General features: G+C 45.3%; 21 protein-coding genes, 3 tRNA genes and 1 riboswitch. Of the genes, 11 read left to right on the forward strand and 13 right to left on the reverse strand.

The genetic code is table 11. The features are described 5' to 3' along the window. The 5 genes from J5I83_RS02485 to J5I83_RS02505 form a co-directional block, all read right to left on the reverse strand. Positions 1–774, reverse strand: a 774-nt coding sequence (locus J5I83_RS02485) for a DUF3422 domain-containing protein (RefSeq protein ID WP_304053042.1), incomplete at its 3' end; no start/stop codon positions are given. Positions 775–1,214: 440 nt separating this feature from the next. After that, positions 1,215–2,807 (reverse strand): cytochrome c peroxidase, encoded by a 1,593-nt coding sequence (locus J5I83_RS02490; RefSeq protein WP_304053043.1) that lies wholly within the window; start codon positions 2,805–2,807, stop codon positions 1,215–1,217. Positions 2,808–3,712: 905 nt separating this feature from the next. After that, positions 3,713–3,787: transfer RNA gene (locus tag J5I83_RS02495), tRNA-His, on the reverse strand. Between the two features lie 65 nt (positions 3,788–3,852). Further along, a tRNA-Arg gene (locus J5I83_RS02500) sits at positions 3,853–3,929 on the reverse strand. Between the two features lie 41 nt (positions 3,930–3,970). Then, positions 3,971–4,047: transfer RNA gene (locus tag J5I83_RS02505), tRNA-Pro, on the reverse strand. Positions 4,048–4,495: 448 nt separating this feature from the next. Next, positions 4,496–4,599, forward strand: a riboswitch (glycine riboswitch). Between the two features lie 42 nt (positions 4,600–4,641). On the opposite strand from J5I83_RS02505, the gene gcvT reads away from it, so the two are divergent. The 7 genes from gcvT (at position 4,642) to J5I83_RS02540 (ending at position 11,493) form a co-directional block, all read left to right on the forward strand. Continuing rightward, entirely contained in the window at positions 4,642–5,733 is a 1,092-nt protein-coding gene (gene gcvT / locus J5I83_RS02510) for a glycine cleavage system aminomethyltransferase GcvT (RefSeq protein WP_304053044.1), read from the forward strand. Positions 5,734–5,775: 42 nt separating this feature from the next. Further along, positions 5,776–6,165, forward strand: coding sequence for a glycine cleavage system protein GcvH (gene gcvH, locus J5I83_RS02515; protein WP_304053045.1), 390 nt, complete (start codon positions 5,776–5,778; stop codon positions 6,163–6,165). A gap of 56 nt (positions 6,166–6,221) precedes the next feature. Beyond that, complete coding sequence (gene gcvPA, locus J5I83_RS02520; protein WP_304053046.1) at positions 6,222–7,583, forward strand: aminomethyl-transferring glycine dehydrogenase subunit GcvPA; 1,362 nt, start codon at positions 6,222–6,224, stop codon at positions 7,581–7,583. A 49-nt stretch (positions 7,584–7,632) separates the two neighbouring features. Next, positions 7,633–8,007 (forward strand): redoxin family protein, encoded by a 375-nt coding sequence (locus J5I83_RS02525; RefSeq protein WP_304053047.1) that lies wholly within the window; start codon positions 7,633–7,635, stop codon positions 8,005–8,007. 23 nt (positions 8,008–8,030) lie between these two features. Then, on the forward strand, positions 8,031–9,479 hold the full coding sequence (gene gcvPB / locus J5I83_RS02530) for an aminomethyl-transferring glycine dehydrogenase subunit GcvPB (RefSeq protein WP_304053048.1): 1,449 nt from the start codon (positions 8,031–8,033) through the stop codon (positions 9,477–9,479). Between the two features lie 130 nt (positions 9,480–9,609). Next, on the forward strand, positions 9,610–10,545 hold the full coding sequence (locus J5I83_RS02535) for a carbohydrate kinase family protein (protein ID WP_304053049.1): 936 nt from the start codon (positions 9,610–9,612) through the stop codon (positions 10,543–10,545). Positions 10,546–10,689: 144 nt separating this feature from the next. Continuing rightward, on the forward strand, positions 10,690–11,493 hold the full coding sequence (locus J5I83_RS02540; RefSeq protein ID WP_304053050.1) for a lysophospholipid acyltransferase family protein: 804 nt from the start codon (positions 10,690–10,692) through the stop codon (positions 11,491–11,493). Here J5I83_RS02540 and J5I83_RS02545 read toward each other — a convergent pair. The 3 genes from J5I83_RS02545 to J5I83_RS02555 all read right to left on the reverse strand — a co-directional run bounded on the left by J5I83_RS02545 (position 11,414) and on the right by J5I83_RS02555 (position 13,659). Then, on the reverse strand, positions 11,414–12,241 hold the full coding sequence (locus J5I83_RS02545) for a symmetrical bis(5'-nucleosyl)-tetraphosphatase (protein WP_304053051.1): 828 nt from the start codon (positions 12,239–12,241) through the stop codon (positions 11,414–11,416). The two genes, J5I83_RS02540 and J5I83_RS02545, sit on opposite strands and share 80 nt — an antisense overlap. Before the next feature lie 32 nt (positions 12,242–12,273). Beyond that, positions 12,274–13,080 (reverse strand): 4-hydroxy-tetrahydrodipicolinate reductase, encoded by an 807-nt coding sequence (gene dapB / locus J5I83_RS02550; RefSeq protein ID WP_304053052.1) that lies wholly within the window; start codon positions 13,078–13,080, stop codon positions 12,274–12,276. Between the two features lie 183 nt (positions 13,081–13,263). Continuing rightward, entirely contained in the window at positions 13,264–13,659 is a 396-nt protein-coding gene (locus J5I83_RS02555) for an outer membrane protein assembly factor BamE (RefSeq protein WP_304053054.1), read from the reverse strand. A gap of 53 nt (positions 13,660–13,712) precedes the next feature. On the opposite strand from J5I83_RS02555, the gene fur reads away from it, so the two are divergent. Continuing rightward, a complete protein-coding gene (gene fur / locus J5I83_RS02560; RefSeq protein ID WP_304053055.1) occupies positions 13,713–14,153 on the forward strand; it encodes a ferric iron uptake transcriptional regulator in 441 nt (146 codons plus the stop codon). Next, on the forward strand, positions 14,150–14,686 hold the full coding sequence (locus J5I83_RS02565) for a hypothetical protein (RefSeq protein ID WP_304053057.1): 537 nt from the start codon (positions 14,150–14,152) through the stop codon (positions 14,684–14,686). Before fur ends, J5I83_RS02565 begins: the two co-directional genes overlap by 4 nt. A gap of 81 nt (positions 14,687–14,767) precedes the next feature. On the opposite strand, the gene J5I83_RS02570 is transcribed toward J5I83_RS02565, so the two are convergent. Next, a complete protein-coding gene (locus J5I83_RS02570; protein ID WP_304053058.1) occupies positions 14,768–15,157 on the reverse strand; it encodes a hypothetical protein in 390 nt (129 codons plus the stop codon). A gap of 336 nt (positions 15,158–15,493) precedes the next feature. On the opposite strand from J5I83_RS02570, the gene J5I83_RS02575 reads away from it, so the two are divergent. Beyond that, on the forward strand, positions 15,494–16,432 hold the full coding sequence (locus tag J5I83_RS02575) for a LysR family transcriptional regulator (RefSeq protein ID WP_304053059.1): 939 nt from the start codon (positions 15,494–15,496) through the stop codon (positions 16,430–16,432). Between the two features lie 17 nt (positions 16,433–16,449). On the opposite strand, the gene lpdA is transcribed toward J5I83_RS02575, so the two are convergent. Together lpdA and J5I83_RS02585 are read right to left on the reverse strand one after the other, a co-directional pair. Beyond that, positions 16,450–18,192: a dihydrolipoyl dehydrogenase gene (gene lpdA, locus J5I83_RS02580; protein WP_304053060.1), complete on the reverse strand. Its 1,743-nt coding sequence runs from the start codon at positions 18,190–18,192 to the stop codon at positions 16,450–16,452. Positions 18,193–18,233: 41 nt separating this feature from the next. Further along, positions 18,234–19,499: a glutamate-5-semialdehyde dehydrogenase gene (locus J5I83_RS02585; RefSeq protein ID WP_304053061.1), complete on the reverse strand. Its 1,266-nt coding sequence runs from the start codon at positions 19,497–19,499 to the stop codon at positions 18,234–18,236. A 301-nt stretch (positions 19,500–19,800) separates the two neighbouring features. Between J5I83_RS02585 and J5I83_RS02590 the strand changes: the two genes are divergently transcribed. Continuing rightward, positions 19,801–20,199 carry a hypothetical protein gene (locus J5I83_RS02590; protein ID WP_304053063.1) on the forward strand — a complete coding sequence of 133 codons (399 nt, stop codon included), beginning with the start codon at positions 19,801–19,803 and terminating at the stop codon, positions 20,197–20,199. Between the two features lie 47 nt (positions 20,200–20,246). Here J5I83_RS02590 and J5I83_RS02595 read toward each other — a convergent pair whose 3' ends face one another. After that, positions 20,247–20,699, reverse strand: coding sequence for a DUF4124 domain-containing protein (locus J5I83_RS02595; RefSeq protein ID WP_304053065.1), 453 nt, complete (start codon positions 20,697–20,699; stop codon positions 20,247–20,249). 182 nt (positions 20,700–20,881) lie between these two features. Beyond that, positions 20,882–21,556, reverse strand: a complete 675-nt coding sequence (locus tag J5I83_RS02600; protein WP_304053067.1) for a SprT family zinc-dependent metalloprotease — start codon at positions 21,554–21,556, stop codon at positions 20,882–20,884.

Here is a 21,556-nt window from a genome sequence, read left to right on the forward strand (position 1 = left end):
AGTCAATTCATTACCAGTAATCAGCTCAGTTAAACGATCATCGTAGCGCTCCAATTGCGAAATCACTTTACGCGTTAGCGTTAACGGCAGTATCGCCAGCATACGGTATGTCTCGATTTCCAGCAGACGCTGAACCAACCTTCCAACCTGGCGGCTGCGTAAGTTATCATCGTGGATCAAGATTCGGCTAAAACCATCCGCATGAATCTGGTTATCACTCCAGACGCTGGCGCTCCCCCCCGAAACTTTCGAACCAATCACGGTATTGGACGAAAATAGACTAGCTAGCTCACTCAGGCTACGGCTAGGACGGGATCGATCATCCAATGCGATATGCGTCGCCACCAACACTTCACCAGGCAAGCTGGCTAACCACTCTTTAGGGACATAGCTAATAGCAGGCTGCGCGAAAGGAGTATCAAACGGCCCTTTGCAATATATTGTATATGTCGAGTATTCAGTATGGCGTTCCCACCGTAACCGAAAATCACCCAAATCAGCACTGAATTGATCAAAGTGTGTATTAGGTGGCAAAATACCGAAACGATGGCAAAGTTGAATAATTAAGTGGCGCTCCTGATCAATTTGTTGCCGATCAGACAAAAGCACTAAATGCGAAAGCTGTGCCGGAATACTGATCAGCTCATAAACATCCGCATTAAGCTCGGCATGCAGATCCTGCCGCTCTGGATATTCCGGAATACCTAACAGGCACCTTCCTGAAAAAACTTGTTTATTAATGTCTGCTTGTGAAACCAAAGGAGAAAAATCCATATCGTTTAGCATCTCTAAGATTTATGAACACTTAAAGCAAAGATTACCACGACATAGACTAAAACGATATTTCAGCGTCTCCTCTTTAGGATTTATAGAAACCCTGCACAATTAAATAATGCCAGTGGGATTATTGGAAAAACCTTTCGCCAAATCGAAATTGACTCGATTGAAACGCTATACATTTACTTATTCCGGATTTCTCTAGATCAAATACTCCCCTGTAAAGCAGGAGTATTTGACTAAAAACACAGCGCCGCAACATTGCGGCTAATTTCATACGATGGCAATGCGCACTTTGCTTCAGAAATCTGCCGTACTTGTGAGCAATCGCAGCAAACCAGATATGACTCCCACTGGTACAATAGATTAATCTCAAGCCCAACAGATTCCTAACTTCAAAGAGAAACACGCACTACATATTCATTCAAGAGGAAATGTTACAGTGCAGACAAGAATGCAACAAGATCAGCCTTCTCTTTCTCGGTAAGGCCAATATTAAAGCGTGTGTCGTAAAACTCGACGACTGCCGGCAAATCTGCCGCAGAACCATCGTGGAAGTAAGGTGGTCGCGATGCTACGGAACGCAGAATAGGCCCTTTAAAGCGGCCAATATCTTTCCATTTACCCGTCATCAGAGCACGGCCTGGATCGGTTGTTTGAACAGTCTCACCAGTCTCTTTGTTTCTCAGTGTATATAGCGGCATATCTGGTGTACGACGTGATGCGTCAGAGACACCAATATCCAGCGGCATCGGTGTTGAGTGATTGCCAGAATTCGGAGTGTTATGGCATGTTGTGCAAGTACCGGGAAGCACGTCGGTATTCAAATCATCATTGAGCCCCTTAACGCCACTGATCTGAATAGGCTTTGTATTAAAGAGCGTTTGTCCGCGTGCAATGGCCGCACGCGCCTTCTTAGCACTATCCGATGATTTGTTAGATTTAAAACGATTCCAGCTATTATAAAGTGACATTGCATTAGGATTAAATTTCTCGCCAGTCTGATAATCCCCGGCGAGGGTATCATTAATACCAAAATAATAATCTTGTTGTAACATCGCTTTAGGACCACCACGCGCTTTCTCCGCTGTCAGCTTACCGGCATCACTATGCTGCACTTGCGCTGTGTATAAGCTCGATTCAAACGCTACAATCGCTTCACGCTCTTCAGCAGACAAATCCCGCAACGCTTCGGCATGGCCCGTGGTAGCATTATTGGCTTGAGTTGATAAATTAACTGATATAGGAGAAAAACAATCTGAAGTTCCAGAAATGCAATCGCCGGAACTTGAATCTTGCGTTGTTTCACGACCATCCCACATGACAGCACTTAAAAATTTAAGATTGGTAGTTGGCATTGGGCGACGGAATAGAGACAACTCCTTTTCACTCGCAAAACCATAAGGGTCATCAGCTTCAACTAACTCGAATTCCGCGTCAGCAGGCATACCAATCCCCACACGTATGTTTGCCTTGTTCAGCAGCATGCTATAAGCGCTGCGACGTTCTTCCAGTGTTAACTGATCCGGATGATTAAGCGGATTAGGATTATTGGCGCCATCAACTGGCCGGAAAAGTGGATCCATACCCTGTGTTTCTTCAAAGAGCGCCTGCACTCCTTTGGGTGTTATCGTCCATCCTTGAGAAGGAACATGACAGGAAGCGCAGCTACGGCCATTCTCTCCCAAATTTTTAAAAAAAGGATTATTAAGATCAATAAAACCTTCTGTGCTATAAGTTGCATCTTCACCATGACTATTAACCGCGGTAAACATATTCGGCAAACGATCAGAACTACCATCGCTATCTGTTGGTGCTTGCTTACCCTTAGATGCCCGTCTATTTTCAGATGCACCCCTATCCTCAGATACACGTCTGTCCTCGGATGTTCGTCTATTCTCAAATCCCCGTCTGTCCTCAGATGTCGACTTATCCGCAGCAGATACAGATCCAACCATAAATGCTGGCGCTGCTAACAACATAAATAAAGCTGGTATTGTTCTTAATTTAATAATTCCTTTTCTAGGCACTTCTTACTCCTCTACTTTATTTGTGTATAAAATTTGAATGAAGTTAAAACTTCAAAAAGCCTGATTAACCGGCATTATCACCAAGCAACCTTAATCAAGCCTGAAGACTATCGAATTGTTTAGCATTCTTACCGGCAATCAGTATTCGTACTAATAAGTAAATTGATAGAGCAATCATTAAGATATGATTGACTATATTGGGAGCAATATCCGTGCCATAGTATATTTATATCATACAATCATAAGCTTACATATAATCCATAGAATTTTCACAAACGACATGATGAATACTTGTCGCCAGTATTTAACCATTTTTCAATTGTGGCATATAACTGATTGTTTTTGCAGGATATACTTTGTCTCCAATCGGAGACGTTTTATGAAGGAGTAATGTGAATGAAAGCGAAGCAGATTCCCGCAAGCAAAAAAATGCTGCTGCTCCAGATCAAAGCCAATGACATCAGGCATAAATAATGAACTGATTAGCATCTTAACGAGAAACGACTGCAGCCGGCCAAGACAATCGATGCACTGACACCCAGATCACCCGATGTAACCCAAAAAACTGCATCTATTAGAAGACTGGTTACGGACAGTCAGCAACTTTGCAATTCAAGCAAAACCGACCAAGCCCAAGAAACATAGCAATCAGACAAAAGATTCACGAGCAAATATTTCCAGATCCGGAAAAATATCTTTTTTTCACAATGCTCAGGAGAGCATTCGATGCACGCTTATATCTAGAATAAAAATAGAAGAATCAACGGTATAGCCAAACGACTTCGATATGATGAGTCTGCGCTCATCGTTGACAATACTATAATGATAGAGGCACTTTTTGAAGAAAATAAAATTCCCGGCTTTGCCGGGGTATTTATTGATTCATTCAAAAAAGTTTAAGCTGTTGGGGTGGCTGATGGGGATTGAACCCACGACAACCGGAATCACAATCCGGGACTCTACCACTGAGCTACAGCCACCATCTACTACAAACCAGTACTCTAATTACTCTTAAAATAATTTTTGTAAATTAAAGATGCTATCCTGGCGTGCCCGACAGGAATCGAACCTGTAACCCCCAGCTTAGAAGGCTGGTGCTCTATCCGGTTGAGCTACGGGCACTACTCAAACCGGGCTTAATCCAACACAGTGATACACAAAACTGGTCGGGGTGGAGAGATTTGAACTCCCGACATCCTGGTCCCAAACCAGGCGCGCTACCAGGCTACGCTACACCCCGGAAAGACGGCTAATATACCTTTTCAGAAGGTGCTCGTCAAATTTCAATTTACTTCCAACTTAACAAATAAAATTTCTACTCTTAGCCTAGTAGTTGATAATAAGCTGAAACGAATAATACAGGCTCAATATTGCTAGAATTGATACTTTATAAATAAACTGAATGAAATGATGCCACACCCCAAGTTAACATAAATATCTTATGTCTTTATACGATGATTTCTCTCAAATTACAAGGCAAGCGGGAAGAATCCTTGATTTCCTACAATACAAAAAGAAGGGTTTATATAACCATCTTGTTTAGCTCTCCTAGCTAAGGTATAGTGGCGAACTGCTATTTTATATCCAAGCAGGAGAGAGCGCTTTTTTGAGCGCCGCCGAAGGCGTAACCCCCCCGGAATCGCTCAGGTATAGTTAATTCAAACTGCATTGACTAAAAAACTGCTTGTGACAGGCAATCTGGAGAGCGCCGAACAGTGAGTTCAGCCACCGAAGGGGCACACGGATAGAGTTCTACCGTAAAACTCTCAGGTAAAAGGACAGAGGGGTGAAGTCATATGAGTAGACTTCATTTTTTATCTTAGGGAGAAAATCTGTGTTAAAAACAACCCCTCTTAATCAGGCTCACCGGGACATGAACGCCAAAATGGTTGATTTTGGTGGATGGGATATGCCACTTCATTATGGATCGCAACTAGACGAGCACCATAAAGTTAGACAAGATGCTGGTATGTTCGATGTATCCCATATGCTAGTCGTTGATATTCAAGGCGAACATGTTCGCAATTTCCTGCGGCAACTGGTAGCCAATAATGTAGATAAGCTCACTGTGTCCGGCAAAGCACTTTATACTTGCATGCTCAATCCTGATGGTGGGATTATTGATGATCTCATCATCTATTTCTTATCCGAGACCTGGTTTCGATTAGTTGTCAATGCGGGAACTGCGGATAAAGATATTGCATGGATCACTTTACAGCGTGATAAATCCGCACCAGATTTTGACATAAAACCACGTCGCGACTTGGCAATGATCGCCGTACAAGGTCCCAATGCACGCACCAAGGTCTGGCAAGTCATCCCAGGTACGCAAGCTGTTACGGAAAATCTGAAGCAATTCCAATCAACAGCATTCGACCAGTATTTTATTGCACGCACAGGTTATACGGGCGAGGATGGCTTCGAGATTATTTTACCCGCTAGCGACGCAGTCGATTTCTGGAAAAAGTTACACACAGCAGGCGTAGCGCCCGCAGGGTTAGGTGCTCGCGATACACTGCGTCTGGAAGCAGGGATGAATCTTTATGGCCAGGATATGGATGAAACGACCAATCCTCTCGAATCAGGTTTGGCTTGGACAGTCGATCTGAAAAGTGAACGTGATTTTATTGGAAAGCAAGCCCTTCTGCAGACTCCTATCAAACGACAATTAGCAGGTCTATTATTATTAGACAAAGGCGTACTGCGTAGCCATCAAAAAGTTATCACACAGCATGATCAAAATGAGGGTGAGGGAGAAATTACGAGCGGCGGTTTTTCGCCCACGATTAATCAATCCATTGCGTTAGCACGAATTCCAGTAGAAGTCACCGTCGGTGAAGATGTTCATGTATTAGTACGAGACAAGAAACTCGCTGCTAAAGTCGTGAAATATCCATTTGTACGAAATGGCCAAATTCTGGTTTAACACCAAGAACATTAAAACCTTTCCTAATTTTGGAGAAATAAAATGAGCATTCCAACACATCTAAAATATACAAAATCACATGAGTGGATAAAAGCTGAGAGTGATGGCACCGTCACGATAGGCATCACCCAGCACGCCCAGGAATTACTTGGCGATATGGTATTTGTTGAGCTGCCAAAAATCGGTCGCACACTCGCACAAAAAGAGGAATGTGCTGTAGTAGAGTCAGTCAAGGCTGCTGCTGATGTCTATTCTCCTCTCGCAGGTGAAGTGGTCGCAGTGAACTCCGAACTGGAGTCTTCGCCGGAAAAAATTAATCAGGATCCCTATCTTGCGTGGCTGTTCAAATTGAAACTGGCTAATGCTGCCGACCTGGAAAGCTTACTTGATGCTCAGGGATACGAAAAAGTATTGGAAAGTGAAGAGCATTAACGTCCAATTCTTTTGTTTCTGATTTATTGCTCTAAATTATTTTAAATCTACCAATCATGCCATTTATTCCTCATACTGAAGAAGATGTTGTAGAGATGCTTGCAAGTATCGGAGCAAGCTCGATCGAAGAATTATTTGATGAAATTCCTCCTTCCCTGAAAACGGGCACATTAACACGCGTACCTCCAGGCATGTCCGAAATGGAGATATCAAGGCTCATGCTTGAGCGTGCACAAGCAGATGGATTTTATCTTAATTTCATTGGTGCTGGCGCCTATGAGCACCATATTCCTGCGGCAGTCTGGCAAATTACCACGCGCGGTGAGTTCTATTCCTCCTATACGCCCTATCAGGCCGAAGCAAGTCAGGGGACGCTCCAGCTATTATATGAATATCAAACGATGATGGCTTCATTGACTGGCATGGATGTCTCAAATGCCAGTCTATATGATGGCGCAACGGCGCTCGCTGAGGCTGCACTGATGGCTGTACGCCAACACAAGACATCACGCCGGATTCTGGTATCTCGCACTGTTCATCCTGTTTACCGCAAGGTATTGCGCGCCATCGTCAATAACCAGAACATTGAAGTCGTAGAGACCCCCTTCTGCCCTGAGTCGGGACAGGTACTCCCCGAACATCTGGAGCAATTCGGTCAAGAGGAATTTGCTGCGCTCGTCGTTCCTCAGCCCAATTTCTTTGGCGTTCTTGAGCAAGTCGATGCTATCACCGATTGGGCACATGCTAAACATTCACTCGTGATCGCTGTCGTTAATCCAATGTCGCTCGCCATGCTGACGCCACCAGGTGAATGGGGTGCCGAAGGGGCAGATATTGCAGTGGGTGAAGGTCAACCCCTGGGTATCCCTCTTTCCAGTGGCGGACCTTATTTTGGCTTTATGGCTTGCAAGAATGAGCTGGTTCGGCAAATGCCAGGACGCATTATTGGTAGAACGGTCGATTTAGATAACAAACCAGGTTTTGTGCTGACCTTGCAAGCCCGTGAACAACATATCCGTCGCTCTAAGGCAACTTCCAATATCTGTACCAATCAAGGATTAATGGTGACAGCAGCGACGATTTATATGTCTTTACTCGGCCCTGAAGGATTACGCCGGGTTGCTGCCCAATCACATGCCAATACGTTACAGCTAGTAGAGCAACTGGAGAAATTACCAGGGGTAAAACGAGCTTACCACGGGCCTTGTTTTCATGAAGCTGCCCTGACACTGCCTGGTCCGGTCAGTGAAATTCTGCAAGCACTCAAGGAACAGCATATTCTGGGAGGATTAAATCTACATGAGCATTATCCTGAATTAAATAATACGCTGCTGGTATGCGCCACTGAAACCAAGACAGTTAATGATTTAAACAAATACAGCGAAACGCTCGGGCAGATCCTAAAAAAATACCAGTGATTGAAACTTTCATCATTTTCATTTAACTGATGTCATAAAGGCAGTAATCATGGTTACGCTTGCTGGCAAGCCAATTAAAATTGAAGGCACTTTGCTGAAGGTTGATGGCAAGGCACCTGCATTCTCGCTGGTTAATAAAGATCTGGAGGATGATGCCATGCTGGCTGATTCCGTAGACCTTCCCTTTGCAATGGGGCATTTTTGTCAAGCAGAGGGATTAGACAAAGCCGTGGTTCTGTCTACCATGCGAGGTACTGGCCTTATGCGTAATTATGACGCTGTCATTGCCGACAGACCGCTTGCGGGGATAACTGCACGTGCAGTTATCGTGTTAGACAAGAACGATAGCGTGATTCATGCAGAATTAGCACCAGAAATCAAGAACGAACCCAATTACGATGCAGCTTTGGCTGCTTTGAATTAATTTTCCAATTATATGAAACCAATATGTTGATATTTGAACACTCACGCCCAGGACGACGCAATTATTCGCAATCTCCGGCCACTAAAGCAGAAAAGCAAAATATTCCACAAAATCTGCTGCGTAAGTCACCCATGCTTCTTCCGGAAGTCTCCGAGATGGATGCGGTACGTCATTACACTCGTCTTTCTCAAAAGAATTTTTCAATCGATACGGAATTCTACCCATTGGGTTCCTGTACGATGAAATACAATCCGCGTGCTTGCAATGCGCTAGCAATGTTACCGCAATTTCTGGCGCGACACCCATTAGCACCAGAAAACACCGGACAAGGTTTTCTCGCCTGCATGTACGAATTGCAGGAAATATTAAAAGATGTAACAGGAATGGCGGGCGTCAGTCTGACACCTATGGCTGGTGCGCAAGGTGAACTCATTGGCGTCATGATGATACGCGCCTACCATGAAGCACATGGCGACAAGAATCGCACAGAAATCATCATTCCTGATGCAGCTCATGGCACAAACCCGGCGACAGCCGTCATGTGCGGATACAAAGTCGTTGAAATAGCGACAGATAAAGAAGGTAATGTCGACATGGCTGCATTAAAAGCAGCAGTTGGTCCACAAACTGCTGGCTTAATGCTGACCAATCCTTCAACGCTGGGTGTTTTCGAGGAAAACATCGCGGAGATGAGCCGCATCGTCCATGAAGCCGGCGGCTTACTGTACTATGACGGCGCCAACCTTAATGCGGTTCTTGGTAAAGTCAAGCCTGGAGATATGGGGTTCGATGTTATTCATATCAACTTGCATAAAACTTTCTCGACACCGCATGGCGGAGGCGGTCCCGGCGCTGCCCCAGTTGGTGTGGCGGAGCGCTTATTGCCATTCTTGCCCGTTCCCATGGTAACGCAGGAAAAAGGAATCTATCGCTGGCTAACAGAAAAAGATTTTCCGCAAACGATTGGCCGGCTATCGGCACATATGGGTAATGCGGGAGTCTTGCTGCGTGCATATGTGTATGTACGGTTACTAGGCGCTGAAGGGATGAATCGTGTTTCTGAACATGCCGCACTCAATGCCAATTATTTAATGGCGGAATTGCGTCGGGCCGGCTTTGAAATTGCTTTCCCGACACGCCGCGCCAGCCATGAATTCATCGTCACACTCAAGGATATTAAGGAAAAGACCGGTGTCACTGCGATGAATTTGGCCAAACGCCTGTTGGATAAAGGCTATCATGCGCCCACGACCTATTTTCCGATATTGATTCCCGAGTGTCTGCTCATAGAACCAGCCGAAACAGAGTCGAAAGAAACATTAGATGCATTTGTTGCCGCCATGAAGGAAATTCTGCTTGAGATCGAGCAACAACCAGACCTGGTTAAAACTGCGCCACACAATATGCCGTCACGTAAACTGGATGACGTCAAAGCTGCGCGGGAACTAGATTTATCCTGGAAGCCCAATTAATCTTGCTGGTATTTCGCAACGATTAGCAACCTCCCTGGCTAGCCTGCTTAGGTAGCCAGAGCATTCCTGGCCGGGGAGAAATCTTGTTCATGTCACTCAGACACACTCTCTAGCTTCAATACTAGCAACAATGCATACACTGATATGTGGTTCTATTGCCTATGACACCATAATGGTGTTTCAAGACTATTTCAAGCATCATATTCTACCTGACAAACTTCATGTATTAAATGTCGCTTTTCTTGTTCCTGACATGCGCCGCGAGTTTGGCGGATGCGCTGCTAATATAGCCTACAATCTAAATATGCTGGGTGGCAACCCACTGATGATGGCGACAGTCGGCAATGATTTTCAGCCTTACGCCCATCGTCTGGAAAAACTGAATCTAGCTACAACCTATATTCAGCAAATCGATGACACCTTTACTGCGCAGGCATTTATTACCACCGATTTGGATGATAACCAGATTACAGCCTTTCATCCTGGCGCCATGAATTTTTCCCACTATAATTCGATAAAAGATACAGTAAATATCAATCTGGGCATCATTGCACCTGATGGTCGCGAAGGTATGATTACGCATGCGCGCGAGTTTCAGGAATGCGGCATTCCCTTTATATTTGATCCTGGGCAAGGACTGCCTATGTTCAGCGGTGATGACTTGATTGATTTTATCGAGAAGGCCGACTACATTGCAGTGAATGATTATGAAGGACAATTATTGCAAGAACGAACGCAGTACTCATTAAATGAGCTTGCAGACAAAGTCGAAGCTTTGATCGTGACTAAAGGCGCGCATGGTTCCACTATTTATGCTGAGGGTCAGCAGATCGAAATTTCCAGTGTTAAACCCGCTGCAATCATCGATCCGACTGGCTGTGGTGACGCTTACCGGGCAGGGTTGCTGTATGGCATCACTCATAGCATGGATTGGCAGACAACTGGTCAGCTTGCATCGTTGCTAGGCGCCATCAAGATTGCACATCGTGGCGGGCAGAATCATACATTCAGTCGCAATGAAATTGATCAGCTTTATTTCGAAGCATTCGGCAATCGAATTTTCTAGAGCCCTGTTCTATTTAAGGTTGATATCAATCTACAGTCACTAAAGTAAGCTTCATCGTTAAGAATTGAATAGAGATTAACGTTCAAAAACCATTAGGCGAGCTTATATTTAAACGATAGGTACATTAGCCCTTGTTATTAACTCATGAATAGCACCCAGACTTCTAAAATAACGCAGCTCCTGCGGTTGATTAGATTGTTGCTTCATATCCTGTCAGGTTTGATTCAGTCTCTGGTTTATCCTTATTTCAACCGCTCCATACAACGATACATGGCACGGAAATGGGCAAGAAGTCTGCTAGAAATTCTGAATATCCAACTAAGTTGCACTGGCTCCTTACCTCCTGAAGATAAGCACTCTGTCATATTAGTTGCCAATCATATTTCCTGGCTGGATATCATGATTATCCTGACGATGTATCCGGTCAGATTTGTAGCCAAATCCGAGGTTCTCAGTTGGCCCCTGCTTAATATCCTGTGCCGTAATGTAGGTACGATTTTTATCGAACGCGAGAAACGCAATGATACCCTCCGCGTTAACCAGGACATTAGTGAGGCATTAATTGCGGGGGACAGCATCGCTATCTTCCCGGAAGGCACCACCAGCGATGGCACGGTTCTTCTACACTTTCACGCTTCCCTGCTTCAGTCCGCAGTTAGCGCGCAAGCCACTCTTTACCCGGTTGCGATCAGTTACCGTGATATCACTAACGTACGTAATACAAGTGTCGCCTATGTTAACGTGACGATATTAGAATCATTGCAACTTATTCTGAATCAATCCGCCATTAAGACAGAATTAATTTTTTTGCCTCCGATTAACTGTAAAGACAGAAATCGGCGCGAACTGGCACGCTTGTCAGAACATGCTATTTCTGAAGCGCTGCACCTGCCAGTTGCGCGCAAGGTACCTGAAAAACTTTCCGATCTTCCAGGCGAATTGCTGTAAGCCTTCCTCCCCAGAGACAACCCGTATCCAGTGCAATCAAGTTTTCTCTGATCTGCAAACCAAGTGCAGACCAATGGCCAAAAATAACTGTAGTCGATTCACTGGCACGATTAGGCACCTCAAACCAGGGTAACAAACCTGAAGGAATAGATTGAAGTTGTCCTTTATAGGAAAAATCCATTCTGCCGTCTAGCGTACAGACACGCAGGCGGGTCATCGCATTAATAATCACACGCAAACGATCATAGCCAGCTAAATCGTCATGCCAGGAATTTGGTTCATTGCCGTACATATGTAAGAAAAACTCATGAAAATTATCCCCACATAGGGCGACCTCCACTTCCCGTGCAAGCTCGCCTGCCTGAGAGATATTCCAGCATGGCAGCAAGCCAGCATGCACCAAAGCATAGTCATCATCAGCATAAAACAATTTTTGATGACGCAACCAGCTTAACAAACCATGACGGTCAGGCGCATCCAGAATAGCCTGTAATGTATCACTTGAGTGCTGTTTGGCTAAACCCTCTGCAACCAACAGTAAATGCAAGTCATGATTGCCTAGCACCGTAATAACGGCATCACCCAGTGTAATGATAGAACGCAGCAAAATTAACGAATTCGGTCCGCGATTGACGATGTCACCCACTAGCCACAATTTATCTCTCGTGGCATTAAAGCCAATTAATTCAATAAGCTGCCGGAATTCCTGATAACACCCTTGTATATCACCAATAGCGTAAGTTGCCATAATCAAACTGGATAATCACGATATGATTCCCTTTAGCGCAAGCCTAGCACATCTTGCATATCAAACAAGCCATTTTGCTGCGTAGCAAGGAACCGCGCAGCGCGCAGTGCGCCCATAGCAAACGTCTTGCGGCTGCTGGCCTTATGCGTAACTTCTATGCGCTCGCCTGTGCCAGCAAAAATTGCAGTATGATCACCCACGATATCGCCACCACGAATTGTGGCAAAACCAATCGTTTCAGCAGCACGCTCGCCAGTAACTCCTTCTCGCCCATAGACTGCGACTTTTGCCAAGTCTCTATTCAGAGTCTGCGCGATAATCTCGCCCATACGCAATGCCGTGCCGGAAGGGGCATCCACTTTATGGCGGTGATGTGCCTCCACTATCTCTATATCGTATTCATTGTGCAAGGTGCTGGCGGCAACTTCCAATAATTTAAACATGATATTTACGCCAACGCTCATGTTGGGTGCAAATACGATGGCAATATCTGCGGAGGCAGCTTTAAGCACTTCTTTTTCATCCGCCGAGAATCCAGTCGTGCCAATAACCATTTTTACACCTGCAGCTCGACAGATAGCAAGATGTGCAAGTGTGCCAGCAGGACGGGTAAAGTCTATCAACACATCACTACCGGACAAGGCCGCAGCAATATCACTACTGATAGGAATGCCACAAGGTGCTCCAATCAGCTCGCCCGCATCCTTCGTCAAGAATGGATTTTCTTTTTGTTCCAATGCAGCAGACAATTGCATGTCTGGTGCCTCGGCAATCATTTCCAGAAGCACTCGCCCCATGCGCCCGGTACTTCCTGCTACTGCGATATTCAAAATTGTCATCGTTGTCTAAAAAACTATTGTTAATTACTTTAATACTATCTTCCTCTTCTGACGTCCTGGTCAATTGAACGTCTGCAAATCAAACAATATAGTTCATAATACGCTGCTACTTGTTATAGAACACTTTAAAGATTGATCATGAGAAACTTCATCACTTGCGCCACGCCCCTCTTCCATGTATTGTTAATGTTCTTCTTCATTAGGCGGTGTAGTCGGCAAAAAATTATCTGAAGAAGTGGCAAGTGGAAAATCTCCTTCTAGATGAGAAAGCCGATCGCCGTCAAAAATTACTGTAAGCTTTCGTTTCTCAGACATCGACCCGCGTGGTGCAACATAATAAAAATAGTCCCAGCGGTCATTATGAAAAACATCAGTAATAAGTGGCGTACCCAATACAAAACGCACCTGAGACCGGGTCATTCCTGGTTTTAATTTGTTTACCATTTCCTGAGTGACTACATTTCCCTGCTGAATATCAATTTTATAGGGAAGCGCTGGAATATAGGTACAACCAAACAATAAAGCAGCAATAAGTAATAATGGTATATTTAAATGCATACGAAGCGCGAGTATTTTCAAGGCAAACTAAGCGCTATATGATACAGCAAATAATTTTCTGGACTAATTAAACCATGAGCAAATCTGAAGATCTCAAAAGTATTGACCTCAAAACAATGGGTCTAAAAACGACGCTCCCGCGTCTAAAGATACTCAATCTGTTTGAGAGTAGTGCGGTTCGTCACTTGTCAGCAGAAGATGTCTATAAGGAATTACTCAATGAAGGTGAAGATATTGGTCTCGCGACAGTCTACCGTGTGTTAACTCAGTTTGAACAAGCTGGCTTACTTGAACGCCACCATTTCGAAAGTGGCAAAGCAGTTTTTGAGTTAAGTAGTGACTCGCATCATGATCATTTAGTATGTCTGCAATGCGGCCGTGTAGAAGAATTCTATGATGCAGAAATCGAGAAACGCCAGGTCAAAATTGCCAAAGATCGTGGATTCAATCTGCATGAGCACTCATTGTCTCTCTACGCAGATTGTATTAAACCAGATTGTCCGTATCGAAAATGATGAATTTTCTGACACTCAGCATTACCAACAAGATCTTGCGATCTATCTACATCGGCAATAAGTATAGCGTAGCGTTAGCTTTTCTTTTCTGCTTGTTACTGCATCCACTTTCATTGCTGGCGGAGTCCGCCATTGACGAACAAATTCGCCAGCTAGAAGCCAACTTGTTAAGTATCCATCAGAATCAACAGAACGTTTTTCAGCAATTCCAGATGATACAAGAACTTCGTCGCTATGAATTAAGACAGGAAGAGGAAGTTATTTCTTCTCCTCAAACCGGAGCATATCCTCAACCGCAAGTTGGAACGGCCACCATGAGCGAATTTTTACCCCCAATAACGATAGGCGGATCTCCCCCGAGTTACGAGGAAATGATAAAAAACAAAGTAGAGCGCCGGAAGCGAATACAACAATATACAGCAGATATGGATCGGCTCTACGCAGAATACCTGGAACTAGAAACAGAAAAGAAAATTCTGATGGAACAAATAAACGACTTGAAACGAAGCAAACAAGAAGAACTCAGCAAGTAGAAAATAAAATGGCATGACTTAATCAGCTAAATACAAGCTATTTAGTCACGCCCCAATCCAAACTACAATTATTATTATTAATTATTTCATTCCAATATCACCTGTCCCCTTTACACAGCGGTAAGCGTCACCAGACGCATGGGGATATGAATCAGATCCTGCTGAATGCTCCCGCCATACAAGATGAGTGGCATTAAGCTCTGAAGCCATTCTCAGCGCTCTGTCTTCTGCTTTATGCCGTCTTGCATTCTTGGATAATTTACCCCACTCCGAGGTTCCCCAAACTTTTCCTAAATAATTGCAGTCTTCAACTGCCACATCAGCTATGGCAACTTCGATAATGTTATAAGAATTCCCTGCTGCTATAGCAACTGCCGTCACTGAGCTAAGAGAGATAACAAAAGCCACTGTGTTAATCAGCAATACCCGAGGTAGCGAAACCATTAAATTAAATAATTTAATTTTTATCATGCTTATCTCTTTACATTCCTATTTATTTTTCAACTGGAATAATTAGATTAACAATACGTGCTTTTATGTCTACAGTGCTACACTTGCATCAGGTTATCGAGAAAGATTCTATTTTTTATTCCAATTATTAACCATGTTATACATACCATTAATTTCACTTATATCTCAATGGAAAAACTTAACATTCTCATGATCCGATTCCGATACTTTATTTTAGGATGTATGATATTGATAAGATAATCAGAAAATAAGTAATCTAAAATGAATCATATTGTAGTTAATTAGGACACAATGAAATATTATTAACCTTGGCTTTCTTTAATAAAAGGCTTATTTATGCAAGATCTTAATCTTATTGCCACTTTTGCTCGTGTTGTAGAAGCGGGCAGCTTTGCTGAGGCAGCGCGCCGCATGGATACATCACGGTCAGCGGTAAGTAAAGCCGTCGCCAAACTTGAGGTTGATTTGGGTGCAAGATTGCTTAATCGTAGCACGCGCCATCTCAGCCTGACAGAAGTAGGCAGGACATTTGCGGAGCACTCGATCCGTATCCTGGAGGAAGCTGAGCATGCGGAACAAGTTGTCACAAGCTTGCATGCCGAGCCGCGCGGTATGCTCAGAGTCTGTGCATCAGTAGCATTTGGCACACTCCACGTGGCGCCTGCCCTTGCCGATTTTCTGGCACGCTACCCCGAAATCCGGATTGATATGACCATTACAGACCGACCAGTGGATATCGTGGAAGAAGGATACGATGTGATCATACGCGTCACAGGTGAACCCGATCTCAACCTGGTTGCACGTAAACTAGCGCCTGCACGCCGGAAATTGTGCGCCACACCGGATTACTTTCATAGACACGGAGTACCGCTCACGCCGAGTGATCTGGTCAAGCATAATTGTCTTGACTATACGCTCTCGGGTGAGCAAGGTTATTGGCGTTTCAATGGGCCGGAAGGAGAAATTGCAGTCCCTGTTTCAGGAACATTGCGTATTAATGATGATGATGCACTTTCTCAAGCGGTGCTTGGCGGCCTGGGCATTGCCCTGTTACCGACCTTTACCATCGGGAAAGAGCTGCAAAATGGCAATTTGCAAGCGGTATTATCCGAATATATACCGGTAAAACGCTATGTTTATGCTTGTTATCTGCCTAACCGCTATTTGCCAGCCAAAGTCCGTTCATTTATTGATTTTCTGTCGGCGCGTATTGGCGAAGTACCTTACTGGGACAGTCCGTCCGCACAAGCTGGATTCAAAAGCAATCCGGACTGAAATTTAGAATTACCGCATTATCTCTTTGGCATATATAGATCAGTTATCGTCCCTTCTGCTATTTCTGCTGAAAAAAGAATTGTTTCAGATAAAGTCGGATGAGGATGGATGGTCAGGCCGATATCTTGCATATCAGCACCCATTTCCAACGCAAGCACGACTTCAGCGATCAACTCACCGGCATGGACGCCCACAATGCCTGCACCCAGTATGCGGCGAGAATTTTTATCTAGCAGTAACTTGGTGAAACCTTCATCACGTCCCATGGCAGTCGCACGACCACTCGCTGCCCAGGGGAATATTGCTTTCTCATAATCAATACCTTTTTTCCTGGCTTCAATCTCAGTCAAACCCATCCAGGCAATTTCTGGATCAGTATAGGCCACTGACGGAATAGTAAGCGCATCAAACGCCACTTTATGCCCAGCAATCGCCTCAGCGGCAAGCTTGCCTTCATAAGTCGCCTTATGCGCCAGCATGGGTTCTCCGGTAATATCGCCAATCGCAAAAATATGCGGCACATTAGTACGCATTTGCGTATCCACTGGAATAAAACCGCGTTCATTTACCTGGACATTAGCCTGTTCTGCAGCGATCATCCTGCCATTGGGACGGCGCCCGACCGCAACCAGAATGCGATCATATAATTGCGGTGCAGGTGCATGACTGCCTTCAAAAAACACGTTCAATCCCTTTTTCCCAGCCTCGATCTTGCTAACCTTGGTGTTGAGATAAATAGCTTCATAGCGTTTCACTAAATGCTTATGCAACGGTTTGACCAGATCACTGTCTGCACCTGGAATGAGCTGATCCATCTGCTCGACGATGCTTATTTGGCTGCCTAGCGCATCATACACTGTCGCCATTTCCAGGCCGATAATGCCTCCACCGATAACAAGCATCCTTTTGGGAATATCTGCCAACTCCAATGCATCAGTAGAATCCATCAGTCGAGGATCATCGTAAGGAAAACCCGGAATACGCGCAGCAGTGGAACCAGCAGCGATAATGCAGTGATCGAATGACACCGTTGTTACGCCTTCTGCGGTATTCACTTCTATCATATGAGGGGAAACGAATTTACCGCTGCCTTGAATAATATCTACTTTGCGCTGTCTGGCAAGTGCAGCTAAACCTTTAGTGAGCTTGCCCACCACCGACTCTTTCCAGCTACGCAACTGGTCGATCGCAACTTTAGGCTTGCCAAACACTATTCCTTGCTGCTCGATTTCTTTAGCTTCAGTGATCACTTTCGCCACATGCAGCAGCGCCTTGGAGGGGATACAGCCCACATTGAGGCACACCCCGCCCAATGTCGGATAACGTTCAATTAACACAACTTGCTTGCCCAGATCGGCTGCACGGAAGGCCGCCGTATAACCGCCAGGCCCTGCCCCCAGCACTACCACTTCGGCATGCACAGCCCCACGCGTGCTCATTGCTGGCTGGGTCTCACTTGCAGTAGCTATCGCAGGATTACTAGCATTAGCCTGTATGGCAGCCTCTTCGACAGCGGACACAGCAGCTTCTAACGTAACAATAAGCGATCCCTGCGATACCTTGTCCCCCACCTTGACATGCATTTCCTTGACAATCCCTGCATGCGGAGAAGGCACCTCTATCGACGCTTTATCCGTTTCCAACGCAATCAATGAAGTTTCTTGCTCAACCTCATCGCCTGGTTTGACCAACACTTCAATGACGGAAACATCTTTGAAATCGCCAATATCGGGAACTTCCACTTTAACTAGATTTGCCATACTTCTTTTATTTTAAATTGAAAAGATTTTAGGGCAGTAAACTACTGTCGTATCTGGCCATCGCCCAGCACAACAAATTTCTGACTTGTCAGCCCTTCCAGTCCTACCGGGCCGCGTGCATGAATTTTATCGGTCGAAATACCAATTTCTGCACCCAACCCATATTCAAAACCATCGGCAAAGCGTGTGGAGGCATTGACCATCACGGAGCTCGAATCGACTTCACGCAGGAAACGGCGCGCATGGCTATAGTTTTCCGTCACGATCGCATCAGTATGTTGAGAGCCATAGGTCGTGATATGCTCGATTGCCTGCTCCAGTCCGCTCACGACGCCGATATTCAGGATAGGCGCAAGATACTCGGTGCGCCAGTCTTCTTCTGTTGCCAGCTTCATGGGTGCAATGAGATCGCAAGCTGCCTGATTACCGCGCAACTCCACCCCTTTCTCCAGATAAATTTTGCAAAGCGGCGGCAGGATGTGCTTGGCGATTTCTTCATGCACCAGCAATGTTTCCATGGTATTGCAAGTGCCATAACGCTGTGTCTTGGCATTGTCAGCAATGCGCAGCGCCTTTTCCAGATCGGCTTGCTCGTCGATATAGACGTGACAAATGCCATCCAGATGCTTGATCACGGGAATGCATGCCTCATTGGCAATACGTTCGATTAGCCCTTTCCCGCCGCGCGGCACAATGATATCGACAAATGCCTTCATGGTAATGAGTTCGCCGACCGCAGCACGATCACTGGTTTCGATCACCTGCACCGCTGTCTCTGGCAGACCCGCTGTCTTTAACCCTTCCCGCACGCATGCAGCAATGGCTTGATTACTATGCATCGCTTCCGATCCACCGCGCAGTATAGCCGCATTGCCCGCTTTCAGACACAAGCCGGCTGCATCCGCCGTAACATTTGGCCGCGCTTCATAAATGATGCCAATCACCCCCAGCGGTACGCGCATTTTACCTACTTGTATGCCAGACGGACGATAATTCAAATCACTCATTTCCCCAATGGGATCCGGCAAGGCCGCAATTTGCCGCAAGCCATCGGCCATACTCACGATACTCTTGGCAGAAAGCGCCAAGCGGTCAACCATGGCCGAACCCAATCCCTTGGCCTGGGCACTCTCGAGATCGCGCGCATTTGCCGTCAACAAATTCTTCTCATCACGCTTGATAGCATCAGCCATCGCCATCAGCGCCCGATTTTTACTAGCCGTATCCGCTTTTGCCATTAACCGCGAAGCAGCCCGGGCATTCTGACCAACCGCTTGCATGTAAACTTTAATATTTGTGATATCCATCAAGTAACTCCAAAATGAGCAACATCTTACTGCGGCAGCCCGATCACCAATCAGAAAATCTCTCTAACCGGGATTGATAGTGGCTTCTGTCCAGTACACGTAGGCAACATAGCCTATTATTCTACATCGCACATCCCGCTAGCACATGCTTTTTTGGTTATGGATCGTTCTAATACAAGCGCTAACATAGTCTGCCAAACCCGGTTACAATAAAAGCTAATCGATGCGCTACCATAAAGGAAAATTTTATGTATTCCAGCATATTAATGTTATTCAGGTTTAAACTCGAAGGTGTGCCAGCATGACACTTCCTTTTCGTATTCTGGCAATGCTGGTCATTGTACCCGCCACCTATTTTTTCATCTATTGGTTCACAATTTCACTGATACCGTCCATGGAACCCACATGGGTACTTAACCTGATCGCGTCATTGTGCACGGGCGGTGTTGGCTTGTATAGCTGGAAAAGACTCGGCTCCATTCCAGAAGGGCCTGTCTCAAGCATATTTCTAGGCGCCATTGTGCTGGGCTCTATCGGATTTTGCGCAGGCTTCTTCGGCCCCATGATTGTAGCGCCAGAAGCCAACCAGGGCCCGCTACTGGGTATCTTTATAACCGGCCCGCTAGGTTTCATGCTTGGAGGCATTGGCGGCTTTGCTTATTGGCTGAGCAAAAAGAAGAAAAATGAACACAAGAAATGAAGTCTATAAATTTTTTAATACTTGCATTGATGCACACCCGGATTTCATTACTGGCAGTACGTGGCAATATTGTTTAAGGCTTCAGCCGTATACTGCTGGCGCAGATGATCGTCTACATCAATGATACCGCCATTGCCATCCGGCACTGACAAACGCTCGGAATTTCTGAGTAATTCCAGATTGCTCCGCGCTCTCAGGCAATTCTCTTTTTTCATGTTCGCTTCCGCCAGTTGCTTGCTTTTTGCCTCCCCCCGGGCAGCGCGCTTTTCTTTCCATGGTTGCTCCTTTTCTGCTATATCTTTTGTGCCGCCTTTACCATCATCATTGGCAGACTGTGAGGAGGACTGGATATCGATCATTTTTTCATTTTTGCTCGCACCAGCAGGCGGCAATTGATCAGAGTATTGCACCTTTCCCATGCCATCTACCCATTTGTATACTTGACCATTTGCGTTTCCAGCAAGGAGATACAATAAAATTACAATCATGAAATTTGGCATGGCTTTTCTCTTAAAACAAAAAGTATCGAACAAGTTTATTTGAACTTTATGAGGCAATGAAAAGACTTGGCCAATTTGCGAGAATGTAAATGCGTTACTGATTTGTAGCACATGAATTTCCGTTCATATTCACTGTGACAACCGGCGCGAATGAACTAGTCTGCCATATTGCACCTTATCGTTTACAAGTCTTGCTCCAGCAGCGTCCCGTTCTTGAGTAACCACGCTTTCGCTTTCTCCATGTTAGGTATCTGCGCTCGCACAATATTCCAGAAATGCGGCGTATGATTCTGTTCGATCAGATGAGCCAGCTCATGCACGACCACATAATCGATCACGAACATAGGCGCCTTAATTAACCGCCAATTAAAAATCACATTATCGTTTGGCGTACATGAGCCCCATCTATACTTACTGTCACCGATCTTTGCTTGCTTAAAGCTTACTCCCAGGTTTTTTGCACGACATGAGACAAGGGAGAGAATCTTTTCCCTGGCTCGCCTGATGAACCATTTGCGGAACACCAGCGGTTTTCCCACAAGATGACGCGGCACAACAAACTTCTGATCAAATTCTATCTGCCCTTCACCCTCCACCAACTCGATACGATAATGCCGCCCTAAGTACAACAGCGATTCACCTGAAACCAGTTCCTTGCCAGGTGGATGAGGCAAAGGATCGTACTTCTGGGCATGCCGAGTCTTTTCATAAAGCCATAGCTTGCGTGATTCCACAATCCGCTGGATTCTTTCCGGGGATGTCCCTTGTGGAGCAGTCACGACCACGGAACGATCGCGCTCCACCGTAATGGTAAGTGTCTTGCGTTTCGAATAGACAACTTTGTAGTGGAACTCCAT

It is taken from the genome of Nitrosomonas communis (genome assembly GCF_024102715.1).
GTDB classification, from domain to species: Bacteria; Pseudomonadota; Gammaproteobacteria; order Burkholderiales; family Nitrosomonadaceae; genus Nitrosomonas; species Nitrosomonas communis_B.

Coding starts and splice junctions, on each gene's coding strand:
- J5I83_RS02595 (WP_304053065.1), bottom strand. CDS start 20,699: ATGCCAAATTTCATGATTGTAATTTTATTGTATCTCCTTGCTGGAAAC.
- gcvPB (WP_304053048.1), top strand. CDS start 8,031: ATGTTGATATTTGAACACTCACGCCCAGGACGACGCAATTATTCGCAA.
- lpdA (WP_304053060.1), bottom strand. CDS start 18,192: ATGGCAAATCTAGTTAAAGTGGAAGTTCCCGATATTGGCGATTTCAAA.
- J5I83_RS02600 (WP_304053067.1), bottom strand. CDS start 21,556: ATGGAGTTCCACTACAAAGTTGTCTATTCGAAACGCAAGACACTTACC.
- fur (WP_304053055.1), top strand. CDS start 13,713: ATGAGCAAATCTGAAGATCTCAAAAGTATTGACCTCAAAACAATGGGT.
- J5I83_RS02565 (WP_304053057.1), top strand. CDS start 14,150: ATGATGAATTTTCTGACACTCAGCATTACCAACAAGATCTTGCGATCT.
- J5I83_RS02540 (WP_304053050.1), top strand. CDS start 10,690: ATGAATAGCACCCAGACTTCTAAAATAACGCAGCTCCTGCGGTTGATT.
- J5I83_RS02535 (WP_304053049.1), top strand. CDS start 9,610: ATGCATACACTGATATGTGGTTCTATTGCCTATGACACCATAATGGTG.
- J5I83_RS02575 (WP_304053059.1), top strand. CDS start 15,494: ATGCAAGATCTTAATCTTATTGCCACTTTTGCTCGTGTTGTAGAAGCG.
- gcvH (WP_304053045.1), top strand. CDS start 5,776: ATGAGCATTCCAACACATCTAAAATATACAAAATCACATGAGTGGATA.
- J5I83_RS02585 (WP_304053061.1), bottom strand. CDS start 19,499: ATGGATATCACAAATATTAAAGTTTACATGCAAGCGGTTGGTCAGAAT.
- J5I83_RS02590 (WP_304053063.1), top strand. CDS start 19,801: ATGACACTTCCTTTTCGTATTCTGGCAATGCTGGTCATTGTACCCGCC.
- J5I83_RS02525 (WP_304053047.1), top strand. CDS start 7,633: ATGGTTACGCTTGCTGGCAAGCCAATTAAAATTGAAGGCACTTTGCTG.
- J5I83_RS02570 (WP_304053058.1), bottom strand. CDS start 15,157: ATGATAAAAATTAAATTATTTAATTTAATGGTTTCGCTACCTCGGGTA.
- J5I83_RS02545 (WP_304053051.1), bottom strand. CDS start 12,241: ATGGCAACTTACGCTATTGGTGATATACAAGGGTGTTATCAGGAATTC.
- gcvPA (WP_304053046.1), top strand. CDS start 6,222: ATGCCATTTATTCCTCATACTGAAGAAGATGTTGTAGAGATGCTTGCA.
- dapB (WP_304053052.1), bottom strand. CDS start 13,080: ATGACAATTTTGAATATCGCAGTAGCAGGAAGTACCGGGCGCATGGGG.